This window comes from Xanthomonas sp. NCPPB 1325 (genome assembly GCF_041477645.2).
GTDB classification, from domain to species: domain Bacteria; phylum Pseudomonadota; class Gammaproteobacteria; order Xanthomonadales; family Xanthomonadaceae; genus Xanthomonas; species Xanthomonas cannabis.
This window is the reverse complement of sequence record NZ_CM192985.1, coordinates 1,749,491-1,767,581: the sequence shown is the minus strand read 5'-3', so window position 1 is coordinate 1,767,581 and position 18,091 is coordinate 1,749,491. Positions and strand designations below refer to the sequence as shown.

Here is an 18,091-nt window from a genome sequence, read left to right as displayed (position 1 = left end):
AGGGGTTGGGGTGAGGGTACGGGCGGAGCCTCTTACAGAACGCGCATCAGGCTTCGCTCGTACCCTCATCCGGCGCTTCGCGCCCCCTTCTCCCGGTGGGAGAAGGGAGGCACGCGGCCAGCGCCCGAGCAACTCGCAAGCCTCGTCCCGATGCACGATGGATCAATCCGCCAGCCCGCGCAGCAATTCGTTCACGCTGGTCTTGCTGCGCGTTTTCGCATCCACCTGCTTGACGATCACCGCGCAGTACAACGAATGCGAGCCGTCCTTGGACGGCAGCTGGCCGGACACCACCACGCTGTACGGCGGCACGTAGCCGTAGGAAATCTCGCCGGTGGCACGGTTGTAGATGCGCGTGCTCTGGCTGATGAACACGCCCATGCCGATCACGCTGTGATGGCCGATGACCACGCCTTCCACCACTTCCGAGCGCGCACCGATGAAGCAGTGATCTTCGATGATGGTGGGGCTGGCCTGCAGCGGTTCGAGCACGCCGCCGATGCCGGCGCCGCCGGACAGATGGCAGTGCGCGCCGATCTGCGCGCACGACCCCACCGTGGCCCAGGTATCGACCATGGTGCCTTCGCCCACGTAGGCGCCGATGTTGGTGAAGCTCGGCATCAGCACCACGTCCTTGCCGAAATAGCTTCCGCGGCGCGCCACCGCACCCGGCACCACGCGCACGCCGGCCTTGCGGAAGTCGGCTTCGTGGAAATCGGCAAAACGCGATTCCACCTTGTCCCAGAACGGCGCCGGCTGCGCGTCGATCACCGCCATCTCGTTGACGCGGAAATACAGCAGCACGGCTTTCTTCAACCACTCGTTGACCGTCCAGCCACCCTGCCCGTCCGGCTCGGCAACGCGGAATTCGCCGCTTTCCAGTCCGTCGATCACACGCGTGACGATCGCACGCGTGGAGCCCTCGATCTCGTCCACCGTCAGGCTGGCGCGGCGCTCGAAGGCGCTTTCGATACCGAGCTTCAATTCGTCCTTGCTCACATGCGCCGTTGCGCGCTGTACGGCCTGCTCGGCGATCGGCAACTTCTTGGCTGCTGTGGCCTTCCTGGCGGCCGGTGCCGAGACCACGCGGGTGGCCTGCTTGGCCACACGCGCAGCACTGGCAACTTTCTTTGCCGGCGCTTTCTTAGCAACGGCCGTCTTGGCATCGCGCCTGGCGGCGGCGCTTGCCGGCGGCTTGGCGCTGGCCGCCGCAGCGGCCTTGGCGGGTTTGCCGGCAGGCGTGGCTGCACGCTTGCTGGCGGTAGTGGCGGCGCCGGGCTTGCGCGTGGTCTTCTTGGGGGTGGCCATGGGGGTCTCCGGACGGACTAGGCGGGATCGAGACAGGCGCACAGCGCATCGCGCAGCGCCTGCCGGGCGGATTCGGACAACGGGCGATCGTGCTCGTCGGTGATCTGGAACTGATCTTCGGCACGCTCGCCAAACGTGGCGATACGCGCGTCGTGCACGCGCAGGTGCTGGATGCGCAGGACATGCGCGACATCGGCCAGCAGGCCGGGGCGATCGGGGGCGACCAGACTGATGCGGGTGCGCCGGCCGCCGGCGCTTTCGCTGAATTCCACGCGCGGGGCAAAACGGAAATGCCGCAGCTGGCGCGGCACTGCGCGCCGCGCGGGGCGCACCTTGGCCAGATCGCCGGCCAGCACCTGGCGCAAGGTCGCGGCCAGCCGCTGCGGATCGCCGTCGGCAAAGCTGTCCTGCGGCAACACTTCGAACACGTCGAAGATCGCATCGTGCGGCGCGTCCAGCACGCGCGCACGGTGGATGCCGTAGCCCTTGCGGTCCAGCGTGGCCACGATCGCCGCAAACAGGCCATCGCGGTCGGGCGAATACACGAACACTTCCAGCGCGTCGTTGTCCGGCACCGCACGGCGCGCCTTGACCAGGGTCTGGCCGATCTCCACTTCGATCAGCGATGCGGCCTGCCAGGCCAGTTGCTCGGGGCGGAAGCGCAGGAAGTTTTCGTCCGGCATGCCGGCAAACTGGCGGTCGATGGTGGCATCGTCGTGCCCTTGCGCCTGCATCAGCGCGCGCGCGGAGTCGCGCGCTTCGCGCAGACGCTCCTCGCGCGGCGGCGGATGCTCCAGGCCTTCGCGCAAGGCGCGGCGCGCCGCAAAGTACAGGTCTGCCAGCAGCCGGTCCTTCCACGCATTCCACAGCTTGGGGCTGGTGCCGGCGATGTCGGCGCAGGTCAAAAGGTACAGATAATCCAGCCGCTCACGCGTCCCCACCAGCGTGGCGAAACGATGGATCACCTCCGGGTCGGAGATGTCCTGCTTTTGCGCGGTGACCGACATGCGCAGGTGTTGCTCCACCAGCCAGGTCACTAGCTCGGTATCGCCTTCGCTCAGGCGATGCGCCAGGCAGAACGCACGTGCGTCGACCGCGCCCAGTTCGGAATGATCGCCGCCACGACCCTTGGCAATGTCATGGAACAGGCCGGCCAGCAGCAGCAGCTCGGGCTTGCGCAGGCGCGGCCAGACTTCGTGGGTGATCGAAAAACGCTCATCGGCACGGCCGGCCGCAAACAGCGCGATGTTCCGCAACACCATCAAGGTGTGCTGATCCACCGTGTAGACATGGAACAGGTCGAACTGCATGCGCCCGGAGACGCTGGCAAACGCCGGAATCCATTGCCCGAGCACGCCCAGCCGCGCCATGCGATTGAGCGTTTCCACCGCACGCGGGCCACGCAGCAGCGCCATGAAACGCTCGCGTGCCGTCGCATCGGCCACCTCGTAGGCCGGCAGCTCGTGCAGGACCTCGGCCAGCGCACGCGCGGTCAACGAATGCAGCCCGCGCACCTCGCGATGCGCCGCCCATTGCGCAAACAGCGCAAAGATCTGCAGCACGTCGCCGTCCGGCCAGGTCTGCGCATCGGCGGCAAGATAGCCACGGCGCAGGCTGAACCCGTCGCCGATCGGCTCCGGCACCGCTTCGCCATCGAACTGTTCTTCGAAACGCTGCAGCAGCCGGTCGCTGATGCGGCGGATCAGCGCCGCGCTGCGGTAGAAGCGCTGCATCATCTTTTCGACGCCCAGGCTTTCTGGGTCGTCGGCAAATCCCAGCCGCTGCGCCAGGGTCTTCTGGTAATCGAAACGCAGGCGTTCTTCGGGCCGGTTGGCAACGATATGCAGGCCAAAGCGCAGCCGCGCCAGTTCCTCGCGTTCGCGCCGCAACGCCGCCGCTTCGTCCAGGCCCACATGCCCCAGCCCGACCAGCGCGTCCAGATCCTTCACTCCGAACGCGCGCAACGCCATCCAGCCCAGGGTCTGCAGGTCGCGCAGACCGCCCGGGCCATCCTTGATGTCGGGTTCGAGGTTGTCGGCGGTATCGCCGAAGCGCTCGTGCCGTGTCAGCAGCTCCTCGCGCTTGGCCTGGAAGAAGTCGCGTGGCGGCCACACCTGTTGCGGCGCGATGGCCGCTGCCAGCGCCGCGCGCGCCGCGCCATCGGCCACCAGCGCGCGCGATTCGATCAGCGCGGTGAGCACGGTCTGATCGGCCGCTGCGGCCGTGCACTGCGCAGGCGAGCGCACCGCATGACTGATCGGCAGGCCCACATCCCACAACAGCGCGAACAACCGCGCCAGCGCCTGCTCGTGGCCCTGCTGCGCAGCGGTGTCGCCCAGCACCAGTACATCCACGTCCGAGCGCGGGAACAACTCACCGCGCCCATAGCCGCCGACCGCGTGCAGCGACAGGCCACTGTCGGCTGGAATGCAGCGCGTCCAGGCATTGCGCATCAGTTGATCGACTGCGCGTGCGCGCAGCGCCACCAGCCGCTCGATCGGCTCGCCCTGATCGAAGCGTTTGCACAGCCGCATGTCGGCGTGCACCAGCAGCGGACGGGCCTGCGCGGCCCAGTCCGCGTCGCCGGCGACGCCCGGTTCGGGTCGATCCGCCGGCGTGGCCGTCATACCGGCGCGGGAGAGTTGGCCGACAGCGTCAGCACATCCACGCCGTCCTCGGTCACCGCCACCATGTGCTCCCACTGCGCGGACAGCTTGCGGTCCTTGGTGACCACGGTCCAGCCATCGGGCAAGGTCTTATGGTGGTAGGTGCCTTCGTTGATCATCGGCTCGATGGTGAAGGTCATGCCCGGCTTGAGCACCAATCCTTCGCCCGGACGGCCGTAATGCATCACCTGCGGTTCGTCGTGGTAGACCTTGCCGATGCCATGGCCGCAATAGTCGCGCACCACGCTGAAGCGCTCGGCCTCGGCGAACTTCTGGATCGCATGGCCCACATCGCCCAGCGTCGCACCCGGCTTGACCGCGCGGATGCCGCGCCACATGGCCTCATAGGTGGTGTCCACCAGGCGCTTGGCCATCACCGAGGGAGTGCCCACGTAGTACATGCGGCTGGTGTCGCCATGCCAGCCGTCCTTGATGACGGTGACATCGATATTGACGATGTCGCCATCCTTCAGGACCTTGGCCGCGCTCGGGATGCCGTGACAGATCACGTTGTTGACCGAGGTGCACACGCTCTTCGGGAAGCCGCGGTAGCCGACATTGGCAGGAATGGTTCCCTGCACATTGACGATATGGTCATGGCAGATGCGGTCCAGCTCGGCCGTGGTGACGCCCGGCTTGACGTGCGGGCCCACGATATCGAGCACCTCGGCGGCCAGTCGGCCGGCGATACGCATCAGTTCGATTTCTTCTTTGGTTTTCAGATTGACGCTCATGGCGCGGATTATCGCCGATCCGGGCTGAATCTGAACGACCCATGCCCGCTTTTTCAAGACGCATTGGCGTCGCGCAAACGGACGGGGCAACAGAAAGTCGCCGCGGCCTGCACATTCATGTGTGACGCAGTCCCAGGCGCGTCAAAGTTGGCGTGAACGGAGTCATCCGCAGGACATCGCATATTCGTCAGATTGGCCTTTGAAAACAGCTGGATAGCCGGCGCAATCGCCGTTATGTTTGGCACAGCTAATGCATTGCAGGGAGGGCGACATGTTGTCGCGTCACTGCTGACCCAACCGGTCAAGGAAATGTCCATGCGTACTGTCCGCCCTGTCCTGCTGTCCCTCGGCCTGCTCTCGACCATCGGTATGGCGACTGCTGCAGACACCACCACCTTCAACGTCAAGATCGCCGTGACCAAGGCCTGCACGATCACGGCCGCCTCTGCCACGGACGTCGACTTCGGCTCGGTGCTGTCCACCTCGACCGCCAATGTCGACGCCAACGGCAGCGTGACCGCCCAGTGCACCGCACTGACCCCCTACAACATCGCGCTGAGCGCAGGCAGCAACGCCGGCACCGCCAATGACGTGACCACCCGCCGGATGAAGAACGCCGACCCGCTGGTGACCACCAACAACTTCATTTCCTACCAGCTCTACCAGGACCTGGCGCGCAGCACGGTGTGGGGCAGCACCACCGGCACCAACACCCTGAGCCGGACCGCCACCGGCCTCAACCAGGTCTATCCGGTCTACGGCCGCGTGACCAATCCGTCGGTTGCCAATGCCGCCACCGGTAGTTACCTGGACACGATCACCGCGACGATCGTCTATTGAGACCACGCATGCCCTTGCCTCCCCTGCGGTTTCCTGTGCGCACACGGCTGGTCCTGACTGGACTGGCCCTGGGCCTGTTGGGCAGTGCCTGGACGCTGCCCGCCGCGCAGGCGGCCAGCCTGCAGCTGGCCCCGACCTCGCTGACCCTGAGCGCCGAACAGAACGCCGATGGGCTGTGGCTGAGCAATAGTGGCGGCGCGCCGGTACAGGTGCAGACCCGCGCCTACCGCTGGACCCAGCGCGAGGGCCAGGACCAGCTCGCACCGACCCAGGAGCTGCTGATCAGCCCGCCGATGCGCACCCTGGCCGCCGGCGAGCGCCAGTTGATCCGGGTAATCCGTGCCGGTCCCGCACCCGGCAGCCAGGAAGCCAGCTACCGCATCATCGTCGACGAACTGCCCAGCGCCGATGCCGACCGCAAGGGCATGCAGTTCGTGCTGCGCTACTCGGTACCAATCTTCGTGCTGCCGCCCGGCAATGCCGCGCCCACCCCGACCCTGAGCGCGCAGGTGGTGGCCGGCAGCGACGGCACTGCGCAGATCCAGATCAGCAATACCGGCAGCGGGCATGCACAGATCGCCGATCTGCAGCACCGGGTCGACGGCGCCACCAAGACCGCCTTGAACGGGCTGGTCGGCTATGTGCTGCCGGGGCAGACCATGCGCTGGTCGCTGGGTGCACCGCTGGCCCAGTTCGCCCGCGGCGCCATCATCGCAAGGATCAATGGTGAGGCTGACGAACGTACCCTGTTGGCCGCGCCGACGGCGCCGTGATGCGGCCCGGCTGGCGATGATGCTGCTGGCGGCCGCCACCGGGTGGGCAGACGCGACGGCCGGCGACCTCGCCGAGATCGACGCCTTGCCCGATCAGACCGCACAACCCGCCACCGGGCAGCCGCAGACGCTGTATCTGGAGGTCACCCTGAATCAGGCCGAGCGCGGCCTGACGCGGTTCGAGCTGGTCGACGGCCATTTGCGGGCCTCGGTGGACACGTTGCGCAAGCTTGGCTTCATCCTGGCCGACCGCGTGCCGGGTCAGTCGGTCGATCTGGATCGCCTGCCCGACGTGGAAGTACGCTACGACGCCGCCCTGCAGCGGCTCGCGCTGCAGGTGCCGGTGGCGCAGCTGGCGCTGTCCACCACCGTGCTCAAGCCCGAAGAAGCTGCCCCGCCCAGCGCCACCGCATCGCCCGGCATCCTGCTCAACTACGACCTGTATGCCACGCGCACCACCGGTGCCAGCAACGTGTCGCTGGCGACCGAACTGCGTGGCTTCGGCATCGGCCGCGGCATGTTCGACACCACGGCGGTGTTTCTGGCCTACGACCGCCCGCAGGACGAACGCTGGCGCAGTGAAGCGGTGCGTCTGGACAGCGCCTGGCAGATGGATTTCCCCGATAGCGCCACCAGCCTGACGGTGGGCGACTTCTACAGCGGCTTCGTCGACTGGAGCCGCTCGCTGCGGCTGGGGGGCGTGCAGATCGGACGCAATTACGCGCTGCAGCCGTATCGCGTGCTGACGCCGACGCCCAGTTTTCTGGGCGAAGCAGCGGTGCCTTCCACGGTGGAACTCTACGTCGATGGCCTGCGTCAATACAGCGGCCAGGTGCCGGCCGGTCCGTTCCAGCTGGCCGCGCAACCGGGCATCAGCGGCACCGGCCAGGCGCAGATCGTGGTGACCGACGCCTTCGGTCGCGTGCGCCAGCTGAATTTCGCGTTTTACGGCACGCCGCAACTGCTGGCGCGCGGCATTTCCGAATGGTCGGCCGGCATCGGCCACCTGCGTCGCGACTACGGGGTGCGCTCGTTTTCCTATGCCTCGCAGCCGATCGCCAGCGCCACCTTGCGCAAGGGAGTGCGCGACGATTTCACCGTCGAGGCGCATGCCGAAGCCGGCGGCAGCGTGATCAATGCCGGCGCGGGCGGCGTGTGGTTGCTGGGTGCAGGCGGGGTGGTCAACGCTGCCTACGCCCACAGCCGGATGCATGAGGTGCGCGGCGGACAGTACGTGCTGGGCTACGCCTGGAACAACCGGCGCTTCAACGTCAACCTGGGCACCCAGCGCACCCACGGCGACTACCGCGACCTGGGGGCGCTGCAAGGCAGCCTGCCGGCGCGCGTCAGCGACCGCGCCGCGTTCGGCGTCAATGTCGACCCGATCGGCTCGCTGGGCACCAGCTACGTGCGCCTGAGCTACCCGCAAGGCGACACCTCGCGCTATGCCAGCGTGTTCTGGTCGCGCAGCTTCGGGCGCAACTGGGCCGCCAACCTGTCCGGCAACCAGAATCTGGACGAGCGCAGCGATCGCAGCCTGTATCTGTCGCTGTCGACCACCTTCGGCCAGTTGCGCCAGGCCAGTGCCTCGATGCAGCGCAATGGCAACCGCACCGGCTTTGTCGCCGATGTCAGCCAGCCGCTGCCCGGCGACGGCGACCTGGGCGGCATTGGCTGGCGGCTGCAGGCACGCGCCGGCGACGATGCCAGTGGCGGGCTGGCCGAACTGGGCTGGCTGAACCGGGTCGGCCGCTACAACTTCGGTGCGGCCAGCCAGGATGGCCGCACCTTCGGCTATGCCAGCGCCAGCGGCAGCCTGGTGTGGATGGATGGACGGAGCTTTGCGGCGCGCGACGTCCAGGATGCGTTTGCGGTGGTCTCCACCGACGGCCAGGCCGGCATTCCGGTCCGGCTGGAAAACCGCCTGATCGGTGTCACCGATGCACGCGGCACCTTGCTGGTGACGCCCCTGCAGTCGTGGCAGCGCAATCAGTTGTCGATCGACACCTTGAACCTGCCCGCGGAGCTGCGCGTGGACCGCGTCGACACCACGGTGACCCCGCGCCAGCAGTCCGGTGTGGCCGTGCGCTTCGGCATCACCCGCGTGCGCGCTGCGGTGATCGTCCTGCACGATGCCAATGGCGCTGCATTGCCGGTGGGCAGCGTGGCGCAGCGCGAGGGGAACGCCGAACGCGTGGTGGTCGGCTACGACGGCGAAACCTATCTGGACAATCTGCAGGCCGACAACCGCATCCTGGTCGATCTGCCGCAGGGCCGTTGCGTGGCGCAGTTCGCGTACCCGGCCGAGGCCGGCGGCATTCCGCGGGTTGGCCCGCTGCGCTGCACGACAGAGCCCGCGCCATGACGCCGACGATGCGCTGGCCACTCCTGCTTGCATTGGCGCTCTGCAGCCTGTGGCTGGCACCGAGCCAGCACGCGCGCGCCGACACCACCTGCACGGTCACGCTGGGGACGCCCATGGCCTTCGGCAATGTCGCGGCCAATGGCACGACCGATGCGGTCGCCACGCTCAACGTCACGTGTGCGACCGCCGCGCTCAGCGTTCTGGGGTACGCGCAGGTGAGCCTGTGCCTGGATCTGGGACCGGGCAGCGCAAGCAATGGGCTGTATGCCCCGCGCCGCATGCTCAACGCCACAAGCGACAGCCTGGACTTCCAGATCTACAAGGACGCCGCACGCACCCAGGTCTGGGGAGCCACCGGGTCGGCAAGCCCGTCGCCGGGCCTGCTGACGCTGTCGTACGGCGTTCCGGTGATCACCGGCGGCTCGCAGACGACCAGCATCACGCTGTACGGGCGCATTCCCGCCAACCAAATCCTGTCGACCGGCAATCACACCAGCAACTTTGGCGGTGCCGATACCGTGCTGCGCTACGCCTACAACGAAAGCATCATTGGCGTCCCGCCGGTTCCGGCCAATTGCACCACCGGCGGCAGCGGCGCCAAGACCGCCAGCAATGCATTCCCCTTCACCGCGTCGGCCAGCGTCCCGGCGCGCTGCAATACCTATGTCACCACCGACCTGGATTTCGGCAGCATCGCCGGCAGCATCGCCACCGCCATCGACCGCAGCTCCACCATCAGCCTGGCCTGCACCAACCGCACCGCCTGGAACATCGGCCTGGATGTCGGCGTCAACGCCAGTGGCAGCACCCGCCGCATGCGCCACGCCAGCAGCGCCAACTACATCACCTACGAGCTCTACAAGGACCCCGGCCGCAGCAGCCGCTGGGGCACCACCATCGGGGTCGACACCCTGGCCGGCACCGGCAACGGGGTGGCGCAAACCGTCACCGTCTACGGACGCGCCCCGGCTCCGCAGCTGCCTATCGCGGGCGCCTACAACGACACGGTGACGGTCTCGATCACTTATTGACAGTTAATAAAGTTCGTTTGGGGCACGTCGCTATCTGTTACGTCTCCGCTGCAAACGATTGCCTTCATGATGCCGGTCACCTTGCCGAAGTGCGTGCTTTTGCTTGCCCTCGCTTGCAGCGCCTCCATCGCGAGCGCGGCCGGCAACCGCGGCCCTGAAAACTCCACCCTGCACATCGGCCTGCGCGTGCTCAGCGGTTGCGAGCTGCGCACCACACCGCCACGCGCCAGCTGCTCGCGCGGCACCCCGGTCGCGATCGCCCAACCAGCACCCAGCGCCGGGACGCCGCCGCTTGCCAGCGCCGGCCAGGACGCCAGCGCCCTCGCCGGGCCTGCGCCCAGCGGCGCGGCGCGCATCACCACCATTGCGTTTTGACCATGGCCACGTCCTGCTTCCGTCGGGTCTGGCTGGTGCTGGGCCTGGCCGTCCTGGCAATCAGCGGCAGCGCCGCCGGTGCCGAAATCGCCATCGCACCGACCACCGCGCACATCCCGGCCGACACCGATCAGACCGCCGTCTGGCTTTACAACCAGGACGCCCACCCGTGGCGTGCCGATGCCAGGCTCTACCGCTGGCGCCAGCAAGGCGATCGCGAGGTGCTGGAACCGGCCCTGGGCGCCACCGTCAGCCCCAGCCAGTTCGATATCCCGCCGCAAGGCCGGCAGTTGTTGCGGGTGATCCGCCTCGGCCCCAGCCCCGCGACCACCGAAGACAGCTACCGGCTGGTGGTAACCCAGCACGCCACGGGCCAGGAGACCGAGCTGCTGCGGTACTCCACCCCGGTGTTCGCGCTGCCCAGCGAACCGGGAAGCGGGCATCCGCGCCTGCAGGTCTCGCTGACCGGCCAGGGCGTCGAGCGGACGCTGCGCGTGCACAATGCCGGGCTCAGTCACGCACGCCTGGCCGACCTGGCCTTTATCGATGCCGGCGGCACCCGCCGCAGCATTCGTGACGACCTGGCCGGCTATGTGCTGCCAGGCCAGACCCGGCAATGGGCACTGCCGGCCAGCCTGCTCCCCGGTACCGGCCGCTTCGTGGCGCGCGTCAACAGCGATATCGAGAGCACGCTGACGCTGGAGCCCTGAGGGCTGGGATTGGCAATTCGGGATTGGGGATTCGCAAAAGCGTCACTGGCCTCGCCGTCCTTCGGCATATGCGGCACGACCGTTCATTTCATTCGCGATCCGCTCTAAACCAATCTCCAATCCCGACTCCCGAATCCCCCAGCGATCACTGTCAGCTGCCTCAGAACCATACCAATTGCACCACGTCACCCAGCCGGCTATACTCCGCCGGCTGTTTTGCGTCTCTCACGCATTGCGTCGTTCACGTCGGACGTCACCGACGAATCCACACCTGCTGCCACCATCCGCGCCGGGGTGCCCTCACAAGGGGTTCGTCGCGGAGGCAACAGGGAAGCCCAACCCCGGAATCTTGTGCGTTTGATGCGAGCCCTCGCAACAGCCCGCACACCCATGTGCGGACTCCAAAGTCAAGGCCGCGCACGGCGATTCCGCTCTCACGGAGTTACTTCAATGCCCCAAGTCACCATGCGCCAGATGCTGGAAGCCGGCGTCCATTTCGGCCACCAGACCCGCTACTGGAACCCCAAGATGGCGCCGTACATCTTCGGCGCGCGCGGCAAGATCCACATCATCAACCTCGAGAAGACCGTTCCGCTCTTCAATGATGCGATGAACTTCCTCTCCTCGATCGCGCAGAAGCGCGGCACCGTGCTGTTCCTGGGCACCAAGCGCAGCGCGCGCGAGTCCATCAAGGAAGAAGCCGAGCGTTGCAACATGCCGTTCATGACCCAGCGCTGGCTGGGCGGCACGCTGACCAACTTCCGCACCGTCAAGCAGTCGGTTGCCCGCCTGAAGGAACTGGAAGCGGCCGAGACCGATGGCACGTTCGACAAGCTGGTCAAGCACGAAGTGCTGGGCCTGCGTCGCGAGCGCGAGAAGCTGGACGCCTCGCTGGGCGGCATCAAGGAAATGAACCGCCTGCCCGACGCGATCTTCGTGATCGACATCGGCCATGAAGACATCGCCATCAAGGAAGCCAAGAAGCTCGGCATCCCGGTGATCGCCGTGGTCGACACCAACTACGATCCGGCCCTGGTCGACTACGCCATCCCGGGTAACGACGACGCCATCCGCGCCGTGCAGCTGTATGCACGCGCCGCCGCCGATGCCGTGCTGGAAGGCAAGGCTGCTGCGCCGAACTCGGCTTCGGTGCGCGAAGAAGAGTTCTCGGCCGACGCCGCTGACGAAGGCAAGGGCCGTCGCGCTCCGGCCAAGAAGGGCGACAAGAAGGCTGACGCCGCCGCTGCCGAGTAACCGGCATGCAATGCGGCCGCACCATGCTGTGCGGCCGCAGCCCCGGCGGGTCCATCGCGACCCGTCGTACGGGCCACTGAAGACACAACGGGGGCGGCCAGCACGCTGCACCGTCTCCTACTGGCGGAATCCTTTCCGCCGCACGCATTCGTCCAATGAGGTAATCCCGTGGAAATCACTGCTTCCCTGGTCAAGGAACTGCGCGAGCGCACCGGCGCCGGCATGATGGAGTGCAAGAAGGCACTCGTCGAAAACGCTGGCGACATCGACGCCGCTGCCGAATGGCTGCGCAAGTCGGGTCTGGCCAAGGCCGACAAGAAGGCCGACCGCGTTGCCGCCGAAGGCCGCATCGCCACCGCACAGGCCGGCGGCAAGGCCGTGCTGGTCGAAGTCAACTCCGAGACCGACTTCGTCGCCAAGGACGAGAACTTCCTGGCCTTCACCGAGGTCGTGGCCAATGCCGCACTGAACTCGGACGCTGCCGATGCCGAAGCGCTCAAGAGCGTCAAGCTCGACAGCGGCGAGACCATTGAAGAGCGTCGCGCCGCAGTCATCGCCAAGGTCGGCGAGAACCTGCAGGTGCGTCGCCTGGTCCGCATCGACAGCGCCAACAACGTCGCGGCCTACGTGCACGGCGGCCGCATCGGCGTGCTGGTCGAGTTGAAGGGTGGCGACATCGAGCTGGCACGCGGCATCGCCATGCACATCGCTGCGATGAACCCGCCGCACGTCAAGGCGTCCGACGTTCCGGCCGAATTCATTGCCAAGGAAAAGGAAATCGAACTGGCCAAGATGTCCGAAAAGGACAAGTCCAAGCCGGCCGAGATCCTGGAAAAGATCATCAGCGGCAAGATCAGCAAGATCGTCAACGAAGTCACGCTGTACGGCCAGCCGTACGTGCTGAACACCGATCAGACCGTCGAGCAGGCCGTCAAGGCCGCCGGTGCGGATGTGATCGGCTTCCAGCGCCTGGCCGTTGGCGAGGGCATCGAGAAGGTGGTGGAAGACTACGCCGCCGAAGTGATGAAGCAGGCCGGCCTGGCCTGATCTTCGCCACACTGCAGAAGGAGCCGCGGCATGCCGCGGCTTTTTTTTGCCCGTTTTGTGCCCGTCCTTGCCGCACGACAGGCCCAGCGCCCGAACCTGAAGCCAACACATCCGGCACGTGGCGAACCGTGCTCGACGCTACAGATCGGTTGACGGGTGCCGCTAAATCCAGATACCGACCAGGCTCTCGACACCCATCGCGCATGCAGCGCGGTGATGGCGGGGCATGGCGTGCCCTACTCAACGAACGCAGCTGTATGCTTGCGATCACCGTCGGCGATGACTCATGCAACCAGATCTCCAGGCCGCCCTGCACTACTGCCGCAACCTGCCATCGCCGCCTGGCGTCGCGCTGCGCGTGATCGAACTGGCGCAGGACCCGGACGTGGACATGACCACCACGGCGAACGTCATCGGCATGGACATGGCCTTGAGTGCCCGCATGCTGCGCGTGGCCAACTCGCCGCTCTACGCCAGCCGCCGCCGCGTCGACAACCTGGGCCAGGCACTGACCATGCTGGGACTCAATGCCACCTTGAGTCTGGCGTTGGGCTTTTCGATGGTGCACGGCGTGCGCAACACCTTCACGGCCCATCCCCTGCATGAGCACATCTGGCGTCGCGCCGGATTGTGTGCGCTGGCCAGCCGCATCCTGGGCCAGGCCTATGGCATCCGCAAACCCGAAGAATTGATGCTTGCCGGCCTGCTGCAGGACATCGGCAAGCTGGCGCTGCTGCAAGGTGCGCCCGAGCTGTACGGGCCACTGCTGGAGCAGGCGCCGGACAATGCATCGCTACTGGATGCCGAACGCGAACACCTGGGTGCCACCCATGCCGAGGTGGGCGCCTGGCTTGCGCATCAGTGGCAATTGCCGCCGTACCTGCAGAATGCGATCGCGCAGAGCGAGGACGAACCGGCGAGCCTGGAGCCGTTCATGGCCTGCGTCGCGCTGTCCGGGCGGCTGGCCGACATCTGGCTCTCCGCAAGCGCCGTCACCGCCACCGAGCGCGCGCAGCGCCAGGCCCAGGACATCCTGGAACTGGATGCCGAGCGCTTCGAGAAAGTGATCGAACGTATCGCCGAATCGCTGCCCGAGCTGGAAGCGCTGTTCGACATCCGCGTGCCGCAACCCGAGCACATCCAGATGATCTTCGAGCAGGCGCGCGAACTGGCGATGCTGCGCAGCCTGCGCGAGTTGCAGGACGTGGCCGAAGCGCGCCGGCATGCCGACGAATCGGAAAACCGCATGCGCCATCTGGCCGAACAGGCCAGCCGCGATGCACTGACCGGCGTGTTCAACCGCCATCAGCTCGGCACCGCGCTGACGCATGAGTTCGAACTGGCCTCGCGGCAGAGCTGGCCGCTGTCGATCGCCTTCATCGACCTGGACGACTTCAAGCGCGTCAACGATGCGCATGGCCATCTGGTTGGCGATGAGGTGTTGCGCAATTTTGCGCAGACACTGCAACGCATGGTGCGCACCAGCGATCTGGTGGCGCGCTACGGTGGCGAAGAATTCCTGGTGATCCTGCCCAACACACCGGCCGACGCGGCGCTGATGGTGATCGAGCGCATTCTTGCCGAGACTGCGCGCACGCCGATGGCGCAATTGCAGGGCGGCCCGTTGCATATCACCTTCTCTGCAGGCCTGGCCACGCACGGCGGTATCGAGCGCCAGTTCGAAAGCATCGAGCACCTGCTGCAGGCCGCCGACAGCACGCTGTATCGCTCCAAGCATCGCGGCCGCAACCGTGTCACCGCCTACGATGCGACCGATGTACCGACGCCGCCCAACCCGCGCGCACACTGAGCAACGCGTCACGTCGCCACCGACAAAGGAATTTTTACCACGCCCGGGGACAGGCTTCCGCTAGAATTGCCGGCGTTTGCCGTCCCCTACCCCCGAGGCCTCCCCCATGTCCGAACTTTCCTATCGCCGCATCCTTCTCAAACTTTCCGGGGAGGCGCTGATGGGAGACGGGGACTACGGCATCGACCCCAAGGTCATCAATCGCCTGGCCCATGAAGTGATCGAAGCCCAGCAGGCCGGTGCGCAGGTCGCGCTGGTCATCGGCGGCGGCAACATCTTCCGTGGCGCCGGTCTGGCCGCCAGCGGCATGGACCGCGTCACCGGCGATCACATGGGCATGCTGGCCACGGTGATCAATGCGCTGGCGATGCAGGATGCGCTGGAGAAGCTCGGCGCCAAGGTGCGCGTGATGAGCGCGATCAAGATCAACGATGTCTGCGAAGACTTCATCCGCCGCCGCGCCATGCGTCACCTGGAAAAGGGACGCATCGCGATCTTCGCTGCCGGCACCGGCAACCCGTTCTTCACCACCGACTCCGGCGCGGCGCTGCGCGCGATCGAGATCGGCGCCGACCTGCTGCTCAAGGCAACCAAGGTCGACGGCGTGTACGACAAGGACCCGAAGAAGCACACCGATGCGGTGCGCTACGACAGCCTGACCTACGACGAAGTCATCCTGCAGGGCCTGGAAGTGATGGACACCGCGGCCTTCGCACTGGCACGCGACAGCGACCTGCCGCTGCGCATCTTCGGCATGAGCGAGCCCGGCGTGCTGCTGCGCATCCTGCGCGGCGAGCAGATCGGCACGCTGGTGCAGGGCCGGAGCTGAGGGTCGGGAGTCGGGGTTGGGGAGTCGCAAAGGCACGGCGCGTTGTGTCGTGCGGCGGCTCCAACCCGGTGCCCGGCCTGAAAGGGGGCGGCAGGTGAACCGGCTGCGCGGGTCCTGACGGCCTGCGAGTCGTGAAACCCCAGTCCCGGCTATAATCCCCGGATTCAGCTCCACACGGATTCCGGCGATGCTCACCCAGATCAAACAAGACGCGCAGACGCGCATGACCAAGAGCATCGATGCTCTGCGCTATTCCCTCACCACCATCCGCACCGGCCGTGCCTCGCCGGCGCTGCTGGACGGTATCAAGGTCAAGGCCTACGGCACCGACACGCCCCTGAATCAGGTCGCCAGCATCAGCGTCTCCGAAGGCCGCTCGCTGGTCATCAGCCTGTTCGACAAGGGCATGATCAAGGACGTGGAAAAAGCCATCTATGCCTCGGATCTGGGCCTGACCCCGACCGTGGTGGGCACCGTGATCCGCCTGAACCTGCCGCCGCTGACCGAGGAGCGCCGCAAGGAACTCAGCAAGTCGGTGCATGGCGAAGGCGAAGACAGCAAGGTGGCGATCCGCAACATCCGCCGCGATGCCAACCAGCAAGTCAAGGATCTGCTCAAGGACAAGGCCGTCACCGAAGACGAGGCCCGCAGCGCCGAAGACGACATCCAGAAACTGACCGACAAGGCCATCAAGGACGTGGATGAGGTCGTCAAGGGCAAGGAACAGGAATTGATGACGGTCTGATCGTGGCATCGCCTGCCATGCATCCAGCCCCTCCCTCCGACGCGATACCGCGCCACATTGCCATCATCATGGATGGCAACGGGCGTTGGGCGCAGCGTCGGCGACGTCCGCGCATGATCGGCCATCGCGCCGGTGCGCGGGCAGTCAACCGCACCATCGATTTCTGCCTGGAAAAAGGCGTCAGCGCGCTGACCCTGTTCGCGTTCTCCAGTGAAAACTGGGGCCGCCCGCAGGAAGAAGTGGATGCGCTGATGAAGCTGTTCCTGCACGCGCTGGACCGCGAGGTCGACGAATTGCAGCGACGCGGCGTGCAGGTGCGTTTCATCGGCGAGCGCAGCCGCTTCGCCGCCCCGTTGCGCGACCGCATGGCGGCAGCCGAACGCAGCACCGCCGGCAACGCGCGGCTGGTGCTGAGCATCGCGGCCAGCTATGGCGGCCGCCAGGACATCGCTGCGGCTGCCCGCGCATTGGCCGAAGAGGTGGCCGTCGGTCGCCTGCAGCCAGAGCAGATCGACGAAGCCCTGCTCGCCAGCCGGGTGGCCCTGGCCGATTTGCCGGCGCCGGATCTGTTCATCCGAACCGGCGGTGACACCCGCATTAGCAATTTCCTGCTGTGGCAGCTGGCCTACACCGAGCTGTGGTTCACCGAAACCCTGTGGCCGGAGTTCGATGCCGGCGTCCTGCAGCAGGCGCTGGATGATTACGCCGGGCGCGAACGTCGCTTCGGCCTGACCAGCGCCCAGATCGCCGAGAAGGCGACGGAGACTTTCTCCGCATGACCAAGACCCGCGTGATTGCCGCGTTGATCATGGCGCCGCTCGCCATCTGCGCGATCGTGCTGCTGCCCACGCAGTGGCTGGCGGCGTTGGCGGCGGTGCTGTTCCTGACCGGGCTGTGGGAATGGCTCAAGCTCTCCGGCATCGACGACAGCCTGCCGCGTACCGTACTGCTGATGCTCAACCTGCTGCTGATGGTGCTGATGGTGTGGGCTTCGGCCGGCTCCATGGTGCTGTTCCAGATCACCGCTCTGGTGGGCGTGGTGTGGTGGGTGCTGGCGCTGCTGTGGCTGCGCTTCTTCACCTTTGGTGCCGATCACGGCAACGGCCAGGCACGCGCGCTCAAACTGGCCGCCGGCACCCTGGCGGTGCTGCCTGCCTGGGCCGCGCTGGTGCTGCTGCATGCCAACCCGGACAAGGGCAACCTGTGGTTGCTGACCGCGCTGACCATGGTCTGGGCGGCCGACTCGGGCGCGTATTTCGCCGGGCGCGCGTTCGGCAAGCACAAGCTGGCGCCGCGCATCAGCCCCAACAAGACCATCGAAGGGCTGCTCGGCGGCATGGTCGCCGGTATCGCGGTGGCCTGCGCGTTCGGCTGGCTGGCCGGATTGACCCTGGCGCATGTGCCACAGCTGGTGCTGGTTGCGGCCGTCGCTGTACTGGCCTCGGTGCTGGGCGACCTGTTCGAGAGCCTGCTCAAACGCCATGCCGGCGCCAAGGACTCGGGCACGGTGATCCCGGGCCACGGCGGCGTGCTGGATCGTATCGATGGCGTGCTCGCCGCCCTGCCGGTGTTCGCACTCGGCAAGGAAATTCTCGGATTCTAAG

16 protein-coding genes are annotated in these 18,091 nt (G+C 66.6%); 13 read left to right on the top strand and 3 right to left on the bottom strand.

What is annotated here, in order from left to right:
• Positions 1–162: 162 nt before the first annotated feature.
• Genes dapD through map form a run of 3 tightly spaced genes read right to left on the bottom strand, consistent with a single transcriptional unit; the run spans position 163 to position 4,708 of the window.
• Positions 163–1,308, bottom strand: coding sequence for a 2,3,4,5-tetrahydropyridine-2,6-dicarboxylate N-succinyltransferase (gene dapD / locus ACCQ10_RS07390; RefSeq protein WP_372362649.1), 1,146 nt, complete (start codon positions 1,306–1,308; stop codon positions 163–165).
• 17 nt (positions 1,309–1,325) lie between these two features.
• Positions 1,326–3,935, bottom strand: a complete 2,610-nt coding sequence (locus ACCQ10_RS07385) for a [protein-PII] uridylyltransferase (RefSeq protein WP_372362648.1) — start codon at positions 3,933–3,935, stop codon at positions 1,326–1,328.
• Entirely contained in the window at positions 3,932–4,708 is a 777-nt protein-coding gene (gene map, locus ACCQ10_RS07380) for a type I methionyl aminopeptidase (RefSeq protein ID WP_039410342.1), read from the bottom strand. The genes ACCQ10_RS07385 and map overlap by 4 nt, the downstream gene beginning before the upstream one ends.
• A 315-nt stretch (positions 4,709–5,023) precedes the next feature.
• Here map and ACCQ10_RS07375 point away from each other — a divergent pair, with 315 nt between their 5' ends.
• The 13 genes from ACCQ10_RS07375 to ACCQ10_RS07315 all read left to right on the top strand — a co-directional run bounded on the left by ACCQ10_RS07375 (position 5,024) and on the right by ACCQ10_RS07315 (position 18,090).
• The gene (locus ACCQ10_RS07375) at positions 5,024–5,548 is read left to right on the top strand and encodes a Csu type fimbrial protein (RefSeq protein WP_449367374.1); all 525 of its coding nucleotides are present in this window, start codon (positions 5,024–5,026) and stop codon (positions 5,546–5,548) included.
• A gap of 8 nt (positions 5,549–5,556) precedes the next feature.
• Positions 5,557–6,321: a fimbrial biogenesis chaperone gene (locus ACCQ10_RS07370; RefSeq protein ID WP_372362647.1), complete on the top strand. Its 765-nt coding sequence runs from the start codon at positions 5,557–5,559 to the stop codon at positions 6,319–6,321.
• A 16-nt stretch (positions 6,322–6,337) separates the two neighbouring features.
• Positions 6,338–8,686 carry a fimbria/pilus outer membrane usher protein gene (locus tag ACCQ10_RS07365; protein WP_372362646.1) on the top strand — a complete coding sequence of 783 codons (2,349 nt, stop codon included), beginning with the start codon at positions 6,338–6,340 and terminating at the stop codon, positions 8,684–8,686.
• Positions 8,683–9,717: a Csu type fimbrial protein gene (locus ACCQ10_RS07360; RefSeq protein WP_372362645.1), complete on the top strand. Its 1,035-nt coding sequence runs from the start codon at positions 8,683–8,685 to the stop codon at positions 9,715–9,717. The genes ACCQ10_RS07365 and ACCQ10_RS07360 overlap by 4 nt, the downstream gene beginning before the upstream one ends.
• A gap of 66 nt (positions 9,718–9,783) precedes the next feature.
• On the top strand, positions 9,784–10,092 hold the full coding sequence (locus ACCQ10_RS07355; protein WP_372362644.1) for a hypothetical protein: 309 nt from the start codon (positions 9,784–9,786) through the stop codon (positions 10,090–10,092).
• A gap of 2 nt (positions 10,093–10,094) precedes the next feature.
• Positions 10,095–10,802 carry a fimbrial biogenesis chaperone gene (locus ACCQ10_RS07350; protein WP_372362643.1) on the top strand — a complete coding sequence of 236 codons (708 nt, stop codon included), beginning with the start codon at positions 10,095–10,097 and terminating at the stop codon, positions 10,800–10,802.
• Between the two features lie 450 nt (positions 10,803–11,252).
• Positions 11,253–12,056 (top strand): 30S ribosomal protein S2, encoded by an 804-nt coding sequence (rpsB, locus tag ACCQ10_RS07345; protein WP_372362642.1) that lies wholly within the window; start codon positions 11,253–11,255, stop codon positions 12,054–12,056.
• Positions 12,057–12,224: 168 nt separating this feature from the next.
• Complete coding sequence (tsf, locus tag ACCQ10_RS07340) at positions 12,225–13,103, top strand: translation elongation factor Ts (RefSeq protein ID WP_039412035.1); 879 nt, start codon at positions 12,225–12,227, stop codon at positions 13,101–13,103.
• 286 nt (positions 13,104–13,389) lie between these two features.
• Complete coding sequence (locus ACCQ10_RS07335) at positions 13,390–14,913, top strand: sensor domain-containing diguanylate cyclase (RefSeq protein WP_184552243.1); 1,524 nt, start codon at positions 13,390–13,392, stop codon at positions 14,911–14,913.
• A gap of 106 nt (positions 14,914–15,019) precedes the next feature.
• Positions 15,020–15,742 (top strand): UMP kinase, encoded by a 723-nt coding sequence (gene pyrH, locus ACCQ10_RS07330; protein WP_039412029.1) that lies wholly within the window; start codon positions 15,020–15,022, stop codon positions 15,740–15,742.
• A gap of 187 nt (positions 15,743–15,929) precedes the next feature.
• Positions 15,930–16,487: a ribosome recycling factor gene (frr, locus tag ACCQ10_RS07325; protein WP_372362641.1), complete on the top strand. Its 558-nt coding sequence runs from the start codon at positions 15,930–15,932 to the stop codon at positions 16,485–16,487.
• A 17-nt stretch (positions 16,488–16,504) separates the two neighbouring features.
• Entirely contained in the window at positions 16,505–17,266 is a 762-nt protein-coding gene (uppS, locus tag ACCQ10_RS07320) for a polyprenyl diphosphate synthase (protein WP_372362640.1), read from the top strand.
• Positions 17,263–18,090, top strand: coding sequence for a phosphatidate cytidylyltransferase (locus ACCQ10_RS07315; protein WP_372362639.1), 828 nt, complete (start codon positions 17,263–17,265; stop codon positions 18,088–18,090). The genes uppS and ACCQ10_RS07315 overlap by 4 nt, the downstream gene beginning before the upstream one ends.
• Position 18,091: the final 1 nt, after the last annotated feature.

Bases quoted from the DNA above. Each gene is read 5' to 3' on its own strand.
- dapD (WP_372362649.1), bottom strand. From the start codon at position 1,308: ATGGCCACCCCCAAGAAGACCACGCGCAAGCCCGGCGCCGCCACTACC.
- ACCQ10_RS07385 (WP_372362648.1), bottom strand. From the start codon at position 3,935: ATGACGGCCACGCCGGCGGATCGACCCGAACCGGGCGTCGCCGGCGAC.
- map (WP_039410342.1), bottom strand. From the start codon at position 4,708: ATGAGCGTCAATCTGAAAACCAAAGAAGAAATCGAACTGATGCGTATC.
- ACCQ10_RS07375 (WP_449367374.1), top strand. From the start codon at position 5,024: ATGCGTACTGTCCGCCCTGTCCTGCTGTCCCTCGGCCTGCTCTCGACC.
- ACCQ10_RS07370 (WP_372362647.1), top strand. From the start codon at position 5,557: ATGCCCTTGCCTCCCCTGCGGTTTCCTGTGCGCACACGGCTGGTCCTG.
- ACCQ10_RS07365 (WP_372362646.1), top strand. From the start codon at position 6,338: ATGATGCTGCTGGCGGCCGCCACCGGGTGGGCAGACGCGACGGCCGGC.
- ACCQ10_RS07360 (WP_372362645.1), top strand. From the start codon at position 8,683: ATGACGCCGACGATGCGCTGGCCACTCCTGCTTGCATTGGCGCTCTGC.
- ACCQ10_RS07355 (WP_372362644.1), top strand. From the start codon at position 9,784: ATGATGCCGGTCACCTTGCCGAAGTGCGTGCTTTTGCTTGCCCTCGCT.
- ACCQ10_RS07350 (WP_372362643.1), top strand. From the start codon at position 10,095: ATGGCCACGTCCTGCTTCCGTCGGGTCTGGCTGGTGCTGGGCCTGGCC.
- rpsB (WP_372362642.1), top strand. From the start codon at position 11,253: ATGCCCCAAGTCACCATGCGCCAGATGCTGGAAGCCGGCGTCCATTTC.
- ACCQ10_RS07335 (WP_184552243.1), top strand. From the start codon at position 13,390: ATGCAACCAGATCTCCAGGCCGCCCTGCACTACTGCCGCAACCTGCCA.
- pyrH (WP_039412029.1), top strand. From the start codon at position 15,020: ATGTCCGAACTTTCCTATCGCCGCATCCTTCTCAAACTTTCCGGGGAG.
- frr (WP_372362641.1), top strand. From the start codon at position 15,930: ATGCTCACCCAGATCAAACAAGACGCGCAGACGCGCATGACCAAGAGC.
- uppS (WP_372362640.1), top strand. From the start codon at position 16,505: ATGCATCCAGCCCCTCCCTCCGACGCGATACCGCGCCACATTGCCATC.
- ACCQ10_RS07315 (WP_372362639.1), top strand. From the start codon at position 17,263: ATGACCAAGACCCGCGTGATTGCCGCGTTGATCATGGCGCCGCTCGCC.